Source organism: Chryseobacterium sp. Leaf404, from assembly GCF_001424145.1.
GTDB lineage: Bacteria > Bacteroidota > Bacteroidia > Flavobacteriales > Weeksellaceae > Chryseobacterium.
The window spans coordinates 11,886-28,871 of sequence record NZ_LMQM01000016.1 but is presented as its reverse complement, the minus strand read 5'-3'; the positions used below and the strand labels follow the sequence as shown (position 1 = coordinate 28,871).

General features: G+C 36.0%; 18 protein-coding genes. 11 read left to right on the top strand and 7 right to left on the bottom strand.

Features of this window, described 5'->3' with window-relative positions; genetic code table 11:
* The 3 genes from ASG31_RS17100 to ASG31_RS17090 are packed head-to-tail and all read right to left on the bottom strand — an operon-like array spanning window position 1 to window position 2,736.
* The gene (locus tag ASG31_RS17100) at window positions 1-699 is read right to left on the bottom strand and encodes a tRNA1(Val) (adenine(37)-N6)-methyltransferase (RefSeq protein WP_056035679.1); all 699 of its coding nucleotides are present in this window, start codon (window positions 697-699) and stop codon (window positions 1-3) included.
* Complete coding sequence (locus ASG31_RS17095; protein WP_056035676.1) at window positions 699-2,153, bottom strand: sensor histidine kinase; 1,455 nt, start codon at window positions 2,151-2,153, stop codon at window positions 699-701. The genes ASG31_RS17100 and ASG31_RS17095 overlap by 1 nt, the downstream gene beginning before the upstream one ends.
* Complete coding sequence (locus ASG31_RS17090) at window positions 2,140-2,736, bottom strand: riboflavin synthase (protein WP_056035671.1); 597 nt, start codon at window positions 2,734-2,736, stop codon at window positions 2,140-2,142. The genes ASG31_RS17095 and ASG31_RS17090 overlap by 14 nt, the downstream gene beginning before the upstream one ends.
* 49 nt (window positions 2,737-2,785) lie before the next feature.
* Between ASG31_RS17090 and pdxA the strand changes: the two genes are divergently transcribed.
* From pdxA to accC, 5 genes are all read left to right on the top strand, one after another.
* Window positions 2,786-3,877, top strand: a complete 1,092-nt coding sequence (pdxA, locus tag ASG31_RS17085) for a 4-hydroxythreonine-4-phosphate dehydrogenase PdxA (protein ID WP_056035670.1) — start codon at window positions 2,786-2,788, stop codon at window positions 3,875-3,877.
* A gap of 84 nt (window positions 3,878-3,961) precedes the next feature.
* Complete coding sequence (locus ASG31_RS17080) at window positions 3,962-4,486, top strand: YceD family protein (RefSeq protein ID WP_056035666.1); 525 nt, start codon at window positions 3,962-3,964, stop codon at window positions 4,484-4,486.
* A 59-nt stretch (window positions 4,487-4,545) separates the two neighbouring features.
* Window positions 4,546-4,749 (top strand): 50S ribosomal protein L32, encoded by a 204-nt coding sequence (gene rpmF, locus ASG31_RS17075; protein ID WP_056035664.1) that lies wholly within the window; start codon window positions 4,546-4,548, stop codon window positions 4,747-4,749.
* 127 nt (window positions 4,750-4,876) lie between these two features.
* The gene (gene accB / locus ASG31_RS17070; protein ID WP_056035660.1) at window positions 4,877-5,359 is read left to right on the top strand and encodes an acetyl-CoA carboxylase biotin carboxyl carrier protein; all 483 of its coding nucleotides are present in this window, start codon (window positions 4,877-4,879) and stop codon (window positions 5,357-5,359) included.
* 82 nt (window positions 5,360-5,441) lie between these two features.
* Entirely contained in the window at window positions 5,442-6,797 is a 1,356-nt protein-coding gene (gene accC / locus ASG31_RS17065; protein ID WP_056035657.1) for an acetyl-CoA carboxylase biotin carboxylase subunit, read from the top strand.
* A 55-nt stretch (window positions 6,798-6,852) separates the two neighbouring features.
* Here accC and ASG31_RS17060 read toward each other — a convergent pair whose 3' ends face one another.
* Together ASG31_RS17060 and ASG31_RS17055 are read right to left on the bottom strand one after the other, a co-directional pair.
* Entirely contained in the window at window positions 6,853-7,338 is a 486-nt protein-coding gene (locus ASG31_RS17060) for a hypothetical protein (protein ID WP_056035654.1), read from the bottom strand.
* Window positions 7,339-7,353: 15 nt separating this feature from the next.
* Window positions 7,354-7,542, bottom strand: coding sequence for a hypothetical protein (locus ASG31_RS17055; RefSeq protein WP_056035650.1), 189 nt, complete (start codon window positions 7,540-7,542; stop codon window positions 7,354-7,356).
* A 514-nt stretch (window positions 7,543-8,056) separates the two neighbouring features.
* On the opposite strand from ASG31_RS17055, the gene ASG31_RS17050 reads away from it, so the two are divergent.
* From ASG31_RS17050 to ASG31_RS17035, 4 genes are all read left to right on the top strand, one after another.
* Entirely contained in the window at window positions 8,057-9,826 is a 1,770-nt protein-coding gene (locus ASG31_RS17050) for a WG repeat-containing protein (RefSeq protein WP_157844483.1), read from the top strand.
* A gap of 38 nt (window positions 9,827-9,864) precedes the next feature.
* On the top strand, window positions 9,865-11,109 hold the full coding sequence (gene rocD / locus ASG31_RS17045; protein WP_056035643.1) for an ornithine--oxo-acid transaminase: 1,245 nt from the start codon (window positions 9,865-9,867) through the stop codon (window positions 11,107-11,109).
* Between the two features lie 125 nt (window positions 11,110-11,234).
* Window positions 11,235-11,996: a glycosyltransferase family 2 protein gene (locus ASG31_RS17040; RefSeq protein WP_056035640.1), complete on the top strand. Its 762-nt coding sequence runs from the start codon at window positions 11,235-11,237 to the stop codon at window positions 11,994-11,996.
* Window positions 11,993-12,736 (top strand): polysaccharide deacetylase family protein, encoded by a 744-nt coding sequence (locus ASG31_RS17035; RefSeq protein WP_056035638.1) that lies wholly within the window; start codon window positions 11,993-11,995, stop codon window positions 12,734-12,736. The genes ASG31_RS17040 and ASG31_RS17035 overlap by 4 nt, the downstream gene beginning before the upstream one ends.
* On the opposite strand, the gene ASG31_RS17030 is transcribed toward ASG31_RS17035, so the two are convergent.
* Window positions 12,733-13,809: a glycosyltransferase family 4 protein gene (locus tag ASG31_RS17030; RefSeq protein ID WP_056035881.1), complete on the bottom strand. Its 1,077-nt coding sequence runs from the start codon at window positions 13,807-13,809 to the stop codon at window positions 12,733-12,735. The genes ASG31_RS17035 and ASG31_RS17030 overlap by 4 nt on opposite strands.
* Window positions 13,810-13,972: 163 nt before the next feature.
* Here ASG31_RS17030 and ASG31_RS17025 point away from each other — a divergent pair, with 163 nt between their 5' ends.
* Together ASG31_RS17025 and ASG31_RS17020 are read left to right on the top strand one after the other, a co-directional pair.
* Window positions 13,973-14,944, top strand: a complete 972-nt coding sequence (locus ASG31_RS17025) for a glycosyltransferase (RefSeq protein ID WP_056035635.1) — start codon at window positions 13,973-13,975, stop codon at window positions 14,942-14,944.
* Window positions 14,941-16,128: a glycosyltransferase family 4 protein gene (locus ASG31_RS17020; protein ID WP_056035632.1), complete on the top strand. Its 1,188-nt coding sequence runs from the start codon at window positions 14,941-14,943 to the stop codon at window positions 16,126-16,128. Before ASG31_RS17025 ends, ASG31_RS17020 begins: the two co-directional genes overlap by 4 nt.
* Here ASG31_RS17020 and ASG31_RS17015 read toward each other — a convergent pair.
* The gene (locus ASG31_RS17015; protein WP_056035630.1) at window positions 16,125-16,970 is read right to left on the bottom strand and encodes a glycosyltransferase family 2 protein; all 846 of its coding nucleotides are present in this window, start codon (window positions 16,968-16,970) and stop codon (window positions 16,125-16,127) included. The two genes, ASG31_RS17020 and ASG31_RS17015, sit on opposite strands and share 4 nt — an antisense overlap.
* Between the last annotated feature and the right edge of the window lie 16 nt (window positions 16,971-16,986).

Here is a 16,986-nt window from a genome sequence, read left to right as displayed (position 1 = left end):
TTATTTAGATTTAAAGACATGAAACTCTTTTGTGAGTTCAAGATATTGGTCCGAGTATTTTCTCGGACTTTTTTCTATCACAAAATCTGATTCTTCAAGCTCACTTTCATTTAATGAAAATTCAAGAAGTAATCTTTTTGTTTTAGAATTCTCTATTCCTTTGATGTTGATCTTCCGGTTTAAAAATAATTTATTTTCATTAGAAATTTCAATAAAATAATCTCCGGTTCCTGCGGGAATAATCACAGAAAAAAGTCCTTTTTCAGACAAAAGTCCTGCAGATTTTGAAATCAACTGCTTGAAATTTAATTCGACAGTTTGCCTGGCAATTTTATCTTTTTCGGAGGAGGATTCTTCAAAATAAGGAGGATTTGAGACAATTAAATCAAATTTTTCTTCAGAATCTAAATCTTTAAAATCCTGATGAAAGCTTTTTAACCTTGATGAAAAGGGAGAATTTTCAAAATTTTGTTGTGTAAGATTTACAGCCTCTTCATTGATATCAATTCCGGAAATTAAAGCGTCTGGATTTCTTTGTGCAAGCATTAGAGAAATCAAACCTGTTCCCGTTCCTACTTCAAGAATATTCAGAGCAGATTGCACGTTGGCCAAAGCACCAAGCAGAACTCCATCCGTTCCAACACGAAAAACATTTTGTGACTGCTGAATATTAAAATTTTTAAAACTGAAGGCTTTCACTAAAGGTTGGTAGGTAAAGTAATGGTAAATGTGGCTCCTTTCCCCTTTTCAGATTTCACAGTGATCTCTCCCTTGTAATCTTCAATCATCTTCCGCACCATGGCAAGACCAAGTCCCATGCCGCTGTTTTTGGAAGTGAAGTTGGGTTCAAATATTTTCTCAAACATAGCCTGATCGATCCCTACCCCATTGTCCTGAACCGAAATCACTACGCGGCGCTGGTACTGTTCAATATCAATATTAATCATCATATCGCGCTCATCGCTTTTCGCCTGAGTGGCATTTGTAACAAGATTTGTGATGATTCTGGACAGATAAACCCTATCCATATTGATCATAATATTGCTTTTGTTGGTATGGAGATAGATTAAATCGTCATTGAAAACGCCGAGTATATCCCGAATTTCTGTATTGAGATTAATAACTTCATTATTTTTTTCCGGAAGCTTGGCAAATTCTGAAAATGCTGATGCTACAGTTGCAATTACATCAATCTGGTCAACCATCGTTTTACTCAGTTGTTTCACTTTCTCTTTTACATTCGGATCTTCGGGATCAAATTTCCTTTCAAAATTCTGAATGGTGAGTTTCATCGGTGTTAAAGGGTTTTTCACCTCATGAGCCACCTGCTTTGCCATTTCACGCCATGCTTCTTCGGAGGCTTTAAAACGCAGCCTTTCTTTCTGATCCTGAATCTGAAGAATCATTCGGTTGTAGGCTTTGGCTAAAGCATTAAGTTCGTCGTTTTTATAATATTTGATGGGACGCATTTCATTTTCAAAAAGAGTAATGCGGGTAATCATATCAGAAAATTTAGTGATGTTTTTGGCTAAACTGTTAGACATCACCCAACTAAACCAGATGCTGAAAAAAATCAGAACTAAGTCTACTATGGCCATGTAAACCAAAAACTGATGAAGCACATCCAGATACGCAGATTCATTATGGTACAGCGGAATGTACATAATGCCCACGGGCTGCAGATCATTGTTCTGAAGAAGCAGGTAAGAAGAGGTATAAACAGCATCTTTTTTTTCGTCATACCCTCTCACATCATACCTTGTCTTACTTGCCAATATTTTATTGACTACTGAAACCGGAATTTTCTTCCGATACTCAGAATTTACATCTCTGCTGGAAAGAAGATAGTTTCCTTTCAGATCATAAATCACGATATCATGTTTATTGAGATCGGCAATTTCAAAAATTTTATTTTTTAAAACCATTGGCAGATCTGCTGTACTTACAGATTCAAGACTTAATGCATAATCAAAATACGCCATGACGGTATTTGTTTTTTTCTGCATGTCTATACGACTTTGCTCAAGAGAATTATTTCTTAAAACAAAGTACGGAACCAACGATGAAGCAGCAACGCTCAAAAGACAGACAAAAAGAAAACCGAAGAAAAACCGGTTTCTGAGACTGTATCCTTTGTATTTATTTAATGGCATTATTTTGTAGAAGTTTAGCTATATATTTACCTATAATATCAAATTCCAGATTTACTCTGTCACCTGTTTTTAAAGAATTCATATTGGTAAATTCCCAAGTGTATGGGATAATAGCTACAGAAAATTCGAGATCATCGCTTTTAGCAACGGTAAGACTTATTCCGTTTAAAGTGATGGAACCTTGAGGAACTGTAACAAAATTACCCTCTGAACTGTACTTAACACTAACAAAATAACTGCCATCTTTATTTTCAATTCCGGTAACTTCACCTGTTTTGTCTACATGACCCTGCACAATGTGACCGTCTAACCTGCCATTCATCACTGTACAACGCTCCAGATTCACCACAGAGCCCACTTCCCACTTTCCTAAATTTGTTTTTTCTAAAGTTTCGTTAATTGCAGTTACCACATATTGATTCCCTTCCGTTTTCACTACAGTGAGACAACAGCCGTTGTGTGAAAGACTCTGATCAATTTTTAATTCTCCTGTAAAAGGACAAGACAATGTGAAATCTATGTTGCTGCCGTTCTTTTCAATTTTTTCAACAATCCCTACTCCTTCAATAATTCCTGTGAACATATTATTTTTTGCTAAATTTGTAAAATTATAATCTTCAAAGATAATTAAAATGCACCCAAAAAACCATAAAGTACGAGTAGGAATTTCAATAGGGGATTTTAACGGAATAGGCCCGGAAATCATCATGAAATCTCTGAAAGACAAAGCCATAACAGATTTTTTCACACCAGTGATCTTTGGGTCAGGAAAATTATTCACCTATCAGAAGAATATTTTTAAGCTGAATTTAAACTTTAACTACATCACAGAATCATCCCAACTGCAGGAAGGAAAACTGAATATGGTGAATCTTGTGAAAGATAATTCTAACGTAGAACTGGGAACTCCCACCGAAGAATCTACAAAAATGGCGATCGACTCTCTTGAAGCAGCTACTGAAGCTTTGATTAAAGGCGCAATCGATGTTTTGGTAACCGCACCCATCAACAAAGATGAAATGATGAAAATGGGTTTCAGGCATGCCGGTCACACAGGTTATTTTGAAGAAAAATTTAATAAAAAAGGCTTGATGTTTCTGGTGACTGAAGATTTAAAAGTTGCAGTTTCCACACATCATATTCCGATTGCTAAGGTTGCAGAAAACATTTCTAAAGAGAAAATCAAAAAGCAGATCAAAATACTCAATCAGACTTTAATAGAAGATTTCAGCATCACAAGACCAAAAATTGCAGTCTTAGGTTTAAACCCGCACGCAGGAGACGGTGGCGCTATTGGAAATGAAGAAACAGAAATTATCGCTCCGGCGTTAAAGGAACTTTCAGATCAGGGATTCCTGGTTTTCGGGCCTTTCCCGGCAGACAGCTTCTTTCAGCCGGAAAAATACAAAAATTATGATGCGGTTCTTGCCATGTATCATGACCAGGGATTGGCTCCGTTTAAAACCATTGCGTACGAGGAAGGCGTAAATTACACCGCCGGATTACCTTTCATCAGAACTTCTCCCGACCACGGAATAGCTTATGATATTGCCGGGCAGAATATCGCCGATGAGCAGAGCTTTTCTGAAGCGATTTTTACAGCGATTAAAATTTTTCAAAACCGCGCAGATTACAATGATCTGATGGAAAACAGATTAAGACCCAGAAGAATGCCTTCCGACAACGGAATTGATGAAGATCTCCCTCAGGAAAACAGAGGATAGAATCCTGAAAAAGATTTAAAATAAATTTGTTATTTAAAATATTTGTTATTATAAAAAAATTGCATACTTTTGCACACTCATTTTATGGACAAGTTAAGAAACTATGATGTAAGCTTTTCCGGACTTAAGACCGGCAGGCATGAGTTCAGATTTGATATAGATAAGGAGTTCTTTCAATTGTTTGAGACCGAACAGGAGTTTACAAATCCTAGAATTGCAGTAGATGTATTGCTGGACAAGCATACTACTTTTTTAGAATTTGAAATAAAAGTAAACGGTACGGTAGAGCTGGTTTGCGATATTACCACAGACAATTTTGATCATCCTGTTGAGAATGAGATTAAAGTGCTGGTAAAATTTGGCGAAGAATACGATGACAGCGAAGAAGATGTAATTACTATTCCGGCCGGCGACCATGCTTTTAATGTTGCACAGTTGATTTACGAAAGTGTTGCACTATCCATTCCGATGAAGAAAGTTTCACCGAATGTAAGTGATGAAGACCTGGCAATACTCGATCAGTTCAGTCCGAAAGAAACTGAAGAAGAGAAAGAACACAACAGCGACCCGAGATGGGATGCTTTGAAAAATTTAAAGAATAAAAATTAAATAATTTAATGATGAGATGATGAATCTCATCGCTCATCAATTAAAAAAGTTATTACAAGATGGCACATCCAAAGAGAAGACAATCGTCTACAAGAAGAGATAAGAGAAGAACTCACTACAAAGCTGTAGTTCCTCAATTGGCTAAAGATGCAGCAACAGGAGAGCTTCACCTTTACCATAGAGCTCACTGGCATGAAGGAAAATTATACTACAGAGGAAAAGTAGTATTGGAAAAAGAAGTAGCTGATACTGAAGAAAACTAAGAGACCGTTTTCTCCCGAAAACACTCGTTTTAATACAAAAACCGCTCAATTTTTATAAAATTTGGCGGTTTTTTGTTGTTTTTTATGTTTTTTTGGTATCTTTGACCCAAATCAAATATCAATTTTTATGGACATTAAAGACATACAGAATCTTATCAAATTTGTATCTAAAGCTGAAGTTTCAGAAGTGAAATACAAAACAAAAGATTTCGAAATCACCATTAAGACACCACTTGGCGGTAATGAAGTAAGCTATGTTGCTCAACCGCAAATGTATCAGCAGGCACCTCAACAGCACGCTCCAGGACATTCTCCTGCCCCTGTTTCTGCTGCTCCTGAAAAAACTGAAGCCGCTTCTGATGACAGCAAATTTATCACCATCAAATCTCCAATGATCGGAACTTTCTACAGAAAACCATCTCCGGACAAAGACGTTTTCGCTAATGTAGGCGACGAAGTTTCTGTTGGAAAAGTGGTTTGTGTAATTGAAGCAATGAAGTTATTCAACCAAATTGAGTCTGAAGTAAGCGGTAAAATCGTTAAAATTTTAGTTGACGACGCTACTCCGGTAGAATATGACCAACCATTATTCTTAGTAGATCCATCTTAATTATAATTGATTAATGATGATTGATAATTGATGAAAAAATCAATTTCAAATTTCAAACTTTCAAATTTCAAATTAAATTAAGATGTTCAAAAAAATATTAATTGCCAATCGTGGCGAAATTGCAATGCGTATTTTACGTACTTGTAAAGAAATGGGAATCAAAACGGTTGCGGTATACTCTACTGCTGATAAAGACAGTCTTCACGTAAGATTTGCTGACGAGGCTGTTTGTATCGGTCCTGCAATGAGCAAAGACTCTTACCTGAAAATCCCTAACATTATTGCTGCTGCAGAAATCACCAATGCTGATGCCATCCATCCAGGTTACGGTTTCTTATCTGAAAATGCCAATTTCTCAAGAATCTGCCAGAAAAACGGCATCAAATTCATCGGTGCAAGCCCTGAGCAAATTGAAAGAATGGGAGACAAAGCCAATGCCAAGGCAACCATGAAAGCAGCCAACGTACCTTGCGTACCAGGTTCTGAAGGTTTAATTGAATCTTACGAGCACGCCGTAAAAACAGCTGAAGAAACAGGTTACCCTGTCATGATCAAGGCTACTGCCGGTGGTGGTGGTAAAGGAATGAGAGCCGTTTGGAAAGCCGAAGACCTAAAAGAACATTGGGAATCAGCCATTCAGGAAGCTGTTGCAGCCTTTGGAAACGGAGGAATGTACATGGAAAAACTGATTGAAGAGCCAAGACATATCGAAATTCAGGTTGCGGGTGACCAGTTTGGTAAAGCCTGTCACCTTTCTGAAAGAGACTGCTCTGTACAGAGAAGAAACCAGAAATTAACTGAAGAAACGCCTTCTCCATTTATGACTGACGAACTTCGTGAGAAAATGGGTGAAGCGGCAGTGAAAGCAGCAGAATTTATCGGTTACGAAGGTGTTGGAACAATCGAATTCCTTGTGGACAAACACAGAAATTTCTATTTCATGGAAATGAACACCAGAATTCAGGTAGAGCACCCGATTACGGAACAGGTTATTGATTATGACCTGATCAGAGAGCAGATTCTTTTGGCAGCAGGAACTCCTATTTCAGGAATCAACCACTTCCCAAAGCTGCACTCAATCGAATGCAGAATCAATGCTGAAGATCCTTACGCAGATTTCAGACCTTCACCGGGGAAAATCACAGGATTAAACATTCCTGGCGGACACGGTATCAGAGTAGATACTCACGTTTATTCAGGATATACTATTCCATCAAACTATGATTCCATGATTGCAAAGCTGATTACTACGGCTCAAACACGTGAAGAAGCGATTGCAAAAATGAAGCGTGCTTTGGAAGAATTCTACATTGAAGGTGTAAAAACCACTATTCCTTTCCACAGACAGTTGATGGAAGATGAAGATTATCTTTCCGGAAACTACACCACAAAATTCATGGAGAGTTTTGTAATGGACAGAAAATATGATAATCATTAAGATTACATTTTAATAAAACTAAAACCGCCCCAAAACTGAGGCGGTTTTTCTTGTTTTAAAGCTGAGGATCTTCGGGCGGTTCTTCTCCCGAAGGCGTATTGTAAATGATGTAATCATTATACTTTGCCACGTCGCTGCTTTCCCAGATATCCTGCCCGGTTTGCGTGTACTTAGTGAGGAGCATATAAATTTTGTTGCCATCTTCTACCCTGTCTTCCTGCTGAATATCCCTTTCACCGATTTTCAGCTTCTGCTCTATCAGAAGATCATTAAACTCATCATTCAGTTCGGTAATTTTGTTTAAATGGGAAACCTGAAGACCCTCGCCTGCCAAGTCATTCAGATTTGCAGTTCCCACTCTCACTACACGCTTTGCCGTGACTAGAAGATCAGCATCATTTTGTTTGGCAAGAGAATCTGAGCCATAGTTGGCATATCTCGCAGATCCCGCTCCATACTTCTGAGCCACACGGGTCATCACGCTGCGAATGGCAGTACGGAGCTCTTCTGCCTTCAGATCTTTTTGTTCGGTGATTTGCACCTGCTCATTAGACTTTTAAATGTCGGTAACGAGATTAGAAAAGGCAGTAATTTTGGCTTCGAGTTCTGCAAATTTGGTTTCATCGAGACCGAAAGAAGCAAATGCCTCAGCATCTCTTCTCATAAAGGCTATCTTCTCGTTTCCAATGTCGATTAGTTTAGCATCAGAAAAATTGTACAGCCTGGTAACTTCATTTTTTTTCATATTTAATTTTTTTTTATGTCTTACTAAAATAAAAAAAATTCATTAAAATGATAAAATTTGTGTTATTATTTCTCACTTAAACCTTTTAAGATTAACAGAAATACCCTAAAAACACCCATCTTCACTCAGAAAACAACAGGAAGCACTCCGAAAACAAATTTTCTTCGTCCGAAGCATCCGGGCGGCAGTCCGAAGCATTAAATCCGCAGTCCGAAGCTTCCGGGAGGGCATCGTTTAGGCTTCGGAGGGGGGATTTTTGTTTGCGGGTTGTTCTTTGCGCGAAAATGTGGCGAGCAGCAGATCAACGGAATGCAAAATGCAGTTTGCCAATTTGCGACAGCAGCAATTTAGCTTGATTTTCAGCATATTGATATGGAAGATTAATATTTTTACTTACTTTTGATTCTTTCCTAATCCCCATTTTACTATGAAATTATTGTCATTTTTATTCCTAATCGTTACCATAAGTTTTTTTGCTCAGAATCCTGAAAAACTTGACATTAAAGATTACGTGGTGAAAGCCACTTTTCTTGAAAATAAATTTGATGAGAAATATCTGCTGATTGGAGACTTTTTGCCTGTCTCGGAAGGATCAAAAGTAAAGCTGGCGAAGGTTTATACCAATACAGGCTGGGGATACATTGATCAAAAGGGAAATGAGATTGTAAAACCTGTATATAAACAGATAACATCATTTTATAATGGATACGTGATGGCCTCGGAACAGCTTTTTTCTGAATACGATTGGCATTCAACTGAGTTTCCTCTCATCATTAACTATTGGGGTAAAATTCTTACTTCATCAAAAGATTATATTTATAAAATACAGTACAAAGATCGTTATCAAAAAGATTTTTTCATTACCTCAAAAAATAAAAAAAATGGCATACTTAGCATTGCAGGAAAAGAATTGGTGCCATTTGACTACACGGAAATATCATATTCTGATAATTTTTTTTTCGCATACAACTACAGTGATTTCGAAAATGGTATTTGTGAATTTGATATTTATAAAAAAAACGGAGATTTTGTAAAAAAGATTACCAGCAAAGGGATCAGAGAAATTGGTGATTACCTGATAAATTATGATGTGGATGGGACATATTTTCTAAACAAAAAGAATCTTAAACGAATAGATAATCGTACTTTTAATAATATATTCTTATCTGAAAATTCTTCTAAATTTAAGTATGAGGTTGAAATTTATCATGAAAAAACAGATTACACGGAGCGGTATTTTCTGAATAACAGATTAAGGATTATCAGTCCTGATTTTCCAAACTCTTATATCTACGAAGATCGTTTTTTAGTAAAACCTTACGAACTGAATAATATTAAAAAATTCATCGTGGCAGATTTAAGCAACAATAAAATTGCTGAGTATAGCTTCAATGACTTTATATTATACCAATATTTTGCACATGGAAAACTCGACAATCCAAAATTTCTGAAAAGTCAAAAACCATTTTGGAACACACTTACAATCTCAAAAACGTTAATGGATAATCAATGGATGGAATATTATAAAAATATTGAGTATAGAAAACGATTTGCAAAATTCACAGAGAAAAACGAAAATAACATTCAGATTTCTACAGGATATATAGATGCAAACACAGGGAAAATCGTTATCAAGCGAAATATCAAAGATGTAACATATATTGAATCATTAGATGACACGGAATTTTTCCAAATTAAATATGATAATAAAGATGTTGGTCAACTTGACGTTTTTAATTCTAAAGATAGTTTAGTAAGGAGTTTCTCAGGAAATTATATCAATAGTAATTATAATTACCTTAATAAAACAAATGCCACATTTTTTATCTTGAATAAGGGGAAAGATAGTTTGAATAAAAAAAGTATGATAAGTGAGCAACTATTAAGAAGAAAAGATTTAAAACCAATTTTTGCGGATGAAAAAATGTTTGTAAAGACAACTGCTAAAAATTATGCAATATTTGGATTTAATAAAGACCTAAAAATGGGACTTATAGATAATCATAACAGAATTATAAGACCTGCAGATTATCAGAACATCTTCGCTGCTGATGAATCACAATCAACAGATATTCTTATCCTTCAAAAACAAGACAACCATAATGAAATAATTGATGCAAAAACATTTGAACCCATAATAGATATAACCTTTAAAATAGGAATTACAAAGAAGCATGGTTACTACAGAGATGGTATTTACCTAATAAACGAAAAGAAAAACGTGATGGACAGGTATGGAAATATTATAACCACTCCACCGAATTTTGATCTATTTCGGGATTAAACTATAAATTCTTAACTTTGTCAAAAACCAAAACGAATATGTCAACAGCAGAACAAACAAAAAATTCACAATACTTCATCGAGCTCGAAGAAAAACATGGCGCACACAATTACCATCCGCTTCCTGTGGTTTTAGATAAAGGTGAAGGCGTTTTTGTATGGGACGTTGAAGGCAAAAAATATTACGATTTCCTTTCAGCTTATTCTGCTGTAAACCAGGGTCACTCGCACCCGAAAATTGTTGAGGCTTTGGTAAATCAGGCTAAAAAACTGGCTTTAACTTCAAGAGCATTTTACAATTCAGGTTTGGGAGAATACGAGAAAAAGATCACTACCCTTTTCGGTTTTGATAAAGTTTTACCGATGAACTCAGGAGCTGAAGCAGTGGAAACTGCTGTAAAATTAGCCAGAAAATGGAGCTATGAAGTAAAAGGAATTGCTGAAAATGCAGCAAAAATTGTAGTTTGTGAAAACAACTTCCATGGTAGAACAACAACGATCGTTTCTTTCTCCAATGATCCTGATGCAAATAAAAACTACGGTCCTTTCACGCCAGGTTTTGTAAAAATTCCTTACAATGATTTGAATGCTTTGGAAGAAGTTCTGAAAAATGATGCTCAGAATATTGCCGCATTTTTAGTGGAACCGATTCAGGGAGAGGCCGGAGTTTATGTTCCGGACGAAAACTTCCTTAAAAATGCTTCAGAATTGTGTAAAAAACACAATGTTCTTTTCATTGCAGACGAAGTCCAGACCGGTATTGCAAGAACAGGAAAATTAATTGCATGTCATCACGAAAATGTACAGCCTGATATTTTAATTTTAGGGAAAGCCCTTTCCGGAGGAATGTATCCTGTGTCTGCAGTTTTGGCGAACGACGAAATCATGAATGTAATCAAACCGGGACAACACGGTTCTACTTTTGGTGGAAACCCGATTGCCTGCGCAGTTGCGATTGCAGCTTTGGATGTTGTTGCTGAAGAAAATTTATCTGAAAGAGCTGAAGAATTAGGAAAACTATTCAGATCCGAAATTGAAAAAGTGATTGAAAAATCTGATCTAATTACCAAAGTAAGAGGAAAAGGTCTATTAAACGCCATTTTAATCAACGATACACCTGAAAGTTCTACAGCATGGAATCTTTGTTTAAAATTAAAAGAAAACGGACTGCTTGCAAAACCAACCCACGGAAACATCATCAGATTAGCACCACCTTTGGTAATTACAGAAGAACAATTGCTGGATTGTGTGAAGATTATTGAGAAAACTATCTTGGAATATTAATAGATTTTTAATCCGGAAAATATTTTATAATACTTATATCAATAACACTCTTTTGGGTGTTATTTTTTTGTAATTGATTTAGTTTTAAAATAAACTGTATTTTTGCTGAAATTACCCGGTAAAAAATGAAGCTTTCGGTTGCTATTATTACTTTTAACGAAGACAGAATCATCGAAAAAACGCTCAGCTCGGTTCATGATATTGCAGATGAAATTGTTGTGATCGACAGTTTTTCGGATGACAGAACGGTGGAGATTTGTCTCAAATTTCCAAAAGTAAAACTGATTCAGCAGAAATTTTCAGGTTTCGGAAAGCAGAAAAACTTTGCCATCAGCCAGTGTTCCGGAGAATGGATTTTGTTTCTGGATGCCGACGAAATTCCTGATGAAACTGCCCTTAAATCAATTCAGACCATTGCAAATCAGGATCAGCCTGATTATTCAGTTTATAATATTTCATTTAATAATATTTTCCTCGGCAAATCGCTGAAATACGGAGGTTGGGGAAATCTTAAAAGAGAAAGGCTGTTCAGAAAAAACGCAGGAAAATATTCTGAAGACATCGTCCACGAAATGTTTTTAACGGAAGAAAAAACCGGACTTTTAGAAGGAAAATTAAATCATTACACTTACAAAGACATTCATCATCACATCGAAAAATCGAACAAATACACGACGATGATGGCAGAAAAAATGTTTAACAGAGGCAAAAAGTCAAGTGTTTTGAAAATTATTTTCAAACCGATCTATCAGTTTATCAAATCCTATTTTATACGTTTGGGTTTTCTTGACGGACTGGTAGGCTACTACGCTGCAAAAACTGCCGGATTTTATACTTTTCTGAAGTATCAGAAACTTTACGAACTGCATAACGTAAAAGAACAATGATTGTAAATTTCATCAAAGGCATCTTCGGAATTTCTTTTCCGTCCGATCTGCGAATTTTAATGTATCATCAGGTTTCGCCGGAAAAAGAGCGCGTAGATAATGATCTCAATATTTCTGTGGAAAAGCTGGAAGAACAGCTGAAATATATTTCACAAAATTTTAAAACCGTTTTTTTTAAAGAACTCAATGCACAGAAAGACGTCAGAAATAAACTGATCATCACGTTTGATGACGGCTATTACAACAATCTGGTGTACCTGATACCGCTACTGAAAAAATACAGCCTTAAAGCAACCATCTGTATCCCAACCCAACTTATAGAAAAGGATCTTGAAAATGTTCCGGGACTTTTTATGAGTTTTGAACAGATAAAATCTTTGCCACCGGATTGCGTTGAGATTGCATTGCACAGCCACAGTCATCGTAATTACTCAGAAATAAGCCTTGAAGAAGCAGAAAAAGATCTCACAGAAAATATTTCAATTTTAGAAAGAGAAAACATCAGTTTTTCCAGAGTTCTGGTTTATCCTTACGGTAAATTTCCCAAAAAAGGAATTCATAAAAAACATTTTTTTGAACTTTTAGAACAAAAAAAAATCTTCGCCGCTTTACGCATCGGCAACGATCTCACTCAGTTCCCGTGGAGAAACAAATTTGAGGTTAAAAGGATCAATATCAAAGGCTCCGACAGCTTTACCACGTTTAAAAGAAAACTTCTTTTTGGAAAAATAAAACTTTAAGAGAGTAATTTTCTATACAGATTTTCGTAGGATTCTGCCATTTTTTCGTAGCCAAACTGCAGCGCCCGCTGATGAAGTTTCTCAGGCATTTCTGCATCATTTTCATACGTTTCAATGCCTTTCAGATAGACATCATTCATTTGATCTGCTTCAAAATCTTCAAAATAAAAAGCGAGATTCCCACCAATTTCCGGCAGACTCGTCAGCTTACTCAGAAAAACGGGCTTGCCGAAATACATCGCTTCCACCGGAGGAATCCCGAAACCTTCAGCTAAAGAGGGATGACAGTAAGATTCGCAGTTTTGGAGGAGAAAATATTTCTCGTTATTGCTGATATTTTCAAGAATATGAACTCTTTTTTCTAAATTCAAATCTTTGACTTTATTTAAAAACTCATTTTTATAATCAGATTTTGCGGCGGTAGTTACCAAAACCAAATGTCTGTCGTTTTCAGCGATCATATCGAGCAAAACGGTTTGATTTTTTTTTGGATAAAGCACACCGATGGTCAGGATAAATTTTTTTTGGATAAAATCATCATATTTTTCAGAGGTCAGTTTTCTGTTTTCGGGAAATTGCAGTCCGTTGTAAATAACTTCTGTTGTTACGTCGGTTTTTACAGTGAAAAGATGTTTATTTTTGATAAAATCTTCTTTCACAAAATTTGAAATAAAGACAATTGCATCTGCATTACGAATATTTTTCTGAACGAGTTTTCTGAATTTTTCCACCTTTTTGGGTGAGCTCTGATCGTGCAGAAAATTCAAGTCATGCAGCGTCACCACTTTTTTCTGTCCCGGTTTTTTGTGGTGAAAATATTCCGAAAGCTGATGCATGGTATGAATCAACTGATATTTCCCTGTGCTGATGGGAAATTTTTTCTGCCAGAACTTCCAGGGAATGAGGTGGAAACCAGATCTCACATCAGGCATATTTTTTGACGGTCCGTACAGCGTAAAATCCAGCTCAGAGTTGAGATTTCCCAAGCCTTTGATGAGCGAATAACATACATTGGCAATGCCCGTTTTTGGATATTTTAAACGTTCTACATCAATCAGAATTTTCTTTTTCATAGCATCAACACGACTTTGACCCAAAAATATACATTTAAGTTTAAAATATTTACTTTTGTCTGATGAAATAACGGTACTTTGTAACATCTGTATCACCATTTTACTCCATCGCACAGGTCATCCGCAAAATTTGGAAAACCTTAAGAACAATAAGCTGCTACACATGAAGATATGTTTAATAAGTTTTGATTTCTGGCATTATGACGAGCACATCGTTGCTAAACTGAAAGAAAAAGGCATTGATGCTCACCACATTAATATTGGAGCATTTACGCATAAAAACCTGGGCGCCAGATTACAGAATACATTCAGCAAAGTTTTTTTTGGAAAAAATCTGAAGAGCGAAAACAGACAGAACTTCATCATCAGTTCTCTGGAGAAGATTGGAAAGCAGGATCAGATTTTAGTGATAAATCCTGAAGCAATTGAAGACCGCGTTCACCAGATCATCCGCAAAAAAACCGACAGAAACATCGCCTACCTCTATGACAGCATGCAGAGAAATCCGGCTGAGCATATTCTGCATTATTTTGATGATGTTTTTTCTTTTGATGATGAAGATGTGAAAAAATTTGGTTTCAGAAAGATTAACAATTACAATTATCTCCCACACGAACCATCAGAAAATCAAAACCCGGAACTCGATTTATTTTACATCACTTCCTACGATAAAACCAGAATTGCAAGGCTCATCAAGCTTTCTGAGAAGTTACAAACTCTGAATCTGAGATTTAAGGCCATCATTGCCGGAAAAAAAAGCTGGAAAAAAAAAGTAAGCCGGTTTTTCGACAAAAAATTAATTAAAAACCTGATTTTCAGAACAAAAAACATTCCCCAACAGCAGCTTCCCGATTACTATAAAAATACAAAAGCGATTCTTGATTTACAGAGGGACGCTCAGTCGGGGCTCAGTTTCAGGGTTTTTGAAGCGATGGCTTTGGAAAAAAAATATATTACAGACAATCAGAACATTTCCACTTACGATTTTTATAATCCTGAAAATATTTTAATTTTAAACAAAGATTTCAGCAATGTAGAAAAATCTTTTTTTGAAAAACCTTACCAAAAACTGCCACAGGAAATCTACTATAAATACACATTGGATCATTGGGTAAACACTGTTTTTAAATTATGAAACCGGTAAAAAATGTTCTTCTTATAACGAAAGAGTTTCAGTGTAAATTTCAGGAAAACATTGGCGGAACTGGTGTTTTCTATAAAAATCTTGCCTCGGAATTTGTAAAAAAAGGCATCAATGTTTATGTTTTTGGTTCGTCTAAAAAGCCGTTTCAGTTTTCAGAAAAAAATCTTGAGGTACATTTTGTAAAAGATTACTTCAAAAAAAGCAAGCTGACAGAACTCCTGCGCTCGGTAAGCGGAAAAATTTCAGTTATTAAAAATTTCCATCTGAAATTATATGACAGGGAAGCAGAATACCTTGCCAAAGAACTTCAGAAGTTCATCAGCAAAAAAAACATTGACGTAATTGAAACACACGACTGGGAAGGTTTGGGCAGAATTGCTGAAGATCTGAAAATTCCGTACGTCATCAGGTGTCACGGCTCGTGGTCTGTTCTTAAAAATTTTTTCGGGTACGGTGCCGCGGCAGGGAAGATATATGGCGAAAAAAAAGCATTTGGGAAAGCTGAAAACATCATTACCATTTCTAAAAGCAGCGAAAAGATGGTGCAGAAATTATTCGGCCCAAAAAACTGTCACTTAATTTATAACGGTATCGATACAGATTTTTATCAACCTTCCCCCACTTCCGGAAAAATTGATAAATCAGTTTTTTTCATTGGAAATGTGTCAACGGAAAAAGGTGCAGAAACCGCATTGAAAGCTTTTATTAAAGTATATGAAAAACAACATGCTGCGACGCTGCATTTTATCGGAAAAGAAACAGAGCTGTTAAATGAGCTCCGAAAGAAAATTTCTGAAAATCAAATTAGTGAAAAAGTATTTTTTTACGGTAGAAAAGATAAGGATGAGGCTAAAAGACTTCTTTCACAAGCTGAAGTTGTAATATTTCCTTCAAAGGGTGAAACTTTTGGGCTGGCGCTGATTGAGTCAATGGCTTTAGAAAAACCTGTGATCACTTCAGACATCGATGCTTTTAAAGAGATTGTTTCAGACGGAACTGACGGTTTTACAGCTGTAAGTGCGGAAGATTTTTCTGAAAGAATTCTTGAGATTTTCGGAAATAAAAATTTGGCGTTACAGTTATCAGAAAATGCAAGGAAAACAGTCCTGGAAAAATTTTCATTGAAAAATATGGTTGAGGAAACTTTAGATTATTATCAGAAGATCATTCCTTAGTTTCTGATTTTTTTGCAGGATCTGACTTCCTTTTTAGAGACAAACAGATTCAGAATATTAAGCCAGAATTTTAATAATTTCCACAAAAACGGATGATTGCTGTGGATGTTTTCTATTTGCTGCATCCTTCTCGAGCCTGCAAAATCCAATAGAATTATTTCGTTCTGAAGATTGGGGAAATACTTTTGGTAAACCGCCTGCTTTTCATTTTTCATCAAGACTTTATTGCTGTGGTTGCTGGAAATTCCGGAGTTATCAAAATCACTGACGGTAAGATTGATATTTTTATATTTTGCCTGATGAATAACAATGGCTTTCAGAAAAAATTCCCAGTCTGAGACGATTTTAAAATTTTCGCTGTAAAATCCTACTTTATCAAACAGATTTTTTCTTATAAAACTTGACGGATGTGGAAGAAATGAACGTAAAAAATAAACAAGACTAATGTTTTCCGGCGGTGTAAAAATGGTTTGAGAAATTCCGTTTAAGCTGTAGATCATATTCCCGCTGATGATATCTGAATGGTTGTCCAGCAATGGCAAAACATTCTCAATCACCTGATCATCTGCCAGAACATCACCACTGTTCAGAAATAAAAGATAATCGCCGGATGCCATCTTTATTCCTTTATTCATGGCGTTGTACACCCCTGAATCTGGCTCGCTTACCCAAAGATTGATGAATTCTGAGTTATTTTCAATTATATTTTTACTGCCATCACTGCTGTTTCCGTCAATTACAATATATTCAAATGCTCTGCGGGACTGACTGCCAATGCTCTGCACTGTTTTTGCGAGACCGTTTTTGTTGTTGTAGTTGATGGTGATGATGGATAGAATCATAAGCGCTTTAGAATAG

What these genes read in the sequence shown, in the direction of transcription:
- ASG31_RS17095 (WP_056035676.1), bottom strand. Translation starts at nt 2,153, where the DNA reads ATGCCATTAAATAAATACAAAGGATACAGTCTCAGAAACCGGTTTTTC.
- ASG31_RS17090 (WP_056035671.1), bottom strand. Translation starts at nt 2,736, where the DNA reads ATGTTCACAGGAATTATTGAAGGAGTAGGGATTGTTGAAAAAATTGAA.
- pdxA (WP_056035670.1), top strand. Translation starts at nt 2,786, where the DNA reads ATGCACCCAAAAAACCATAAAGTACGAGTAGGAATTTCAATAGGGGAT.
- ASG31_RS17080 (WP_056035666.1), top strand. Translation starts at nt 3,962, where the DNA reads ATGGACAAGTTAAGAAACTATGATGTAAGCTTTTCCGGACTTAAGACC.
- rpmF (WP_056035664.1), top strand. Translation starts at nt 4,546, where the DNA reads ATGGCACATCCAAAGAGAAGACAATCGTCTACAAGAAGAGATAAGAGA.
- accB (WP_056035660.1), top strand. Translation starts at nt 4,877, where the DNA reads ATGGACATTAAAGACATACAGAATCTTATCAAATTTGTATCTAAAGCT.
- accC (WP_056035657.1), top strand. Translation starts at nt 5,442, where the DNA reads ATGTTCAAAAAAATATTAATTGCCAATCGTGGCGAAATTGCAATGCGT.
- ASG31_RS17055 (WP_056035650.1), bottom strand. Translation starts at nt 7,542, where the DNA reads ATGAAAAAAAATGAAGTTACCAGGCTGTACAATTTTTCTGATGCTAAA.
- rocD (WP_056035643.1), top strand. Translation starts at nt 9,865, where the DNA reads ATGTCAACAGCAGAACAAACAAAAAATTCACAATACTTCATCGAGCTC.
- ASG31_RS17040 (WP_056035640.1), top strand. Translation starts at nt 11,235, where the DNA reads ATGAAGCTTTCGGTTGCTATTATTACTTTTAACGAAGACAGAATCATC.
- ASG31_RS17035 (WP_056035638.1), top strand. Translation starts at nt 11,993, where the DNA reads ATGATTGTAAATTTCATCAAAGGCATCTTCGGAATTTCTTTTCCGTCC.
- ASG31_RS17030 (WP_056035881.1), bottom strand. Translation starts at nt 13,809, where the DNA reads ATGAAAAAGAAAATTCTGATTGATGTAGAACGTTTAAAATATCCAAAA.
- ASG31_RS17025 (WP_056035635.1), top strand. Translation starts at nt 13,973, where the DNA reads ATGAAGATATGTTTAATAAGTTTTGATTTCTGGCATTATGACGAGCAC.
- ASG31_RS17020 (WP_056035632.1), top strand. Translation starts at nt 14,941, where the DNA reads ATGAAACCGGTAAAAAATGTTCTTCTTATAACGAAAGAGTTTCAGTGT.
- ASG31_RS17015 (WP_056035630.1), bottom strand. Translation starts at nt 16,970, where the DNA reads ATGATTCTATCCATCATCACCATCAACTACAACAACAAAAACGGTCTC.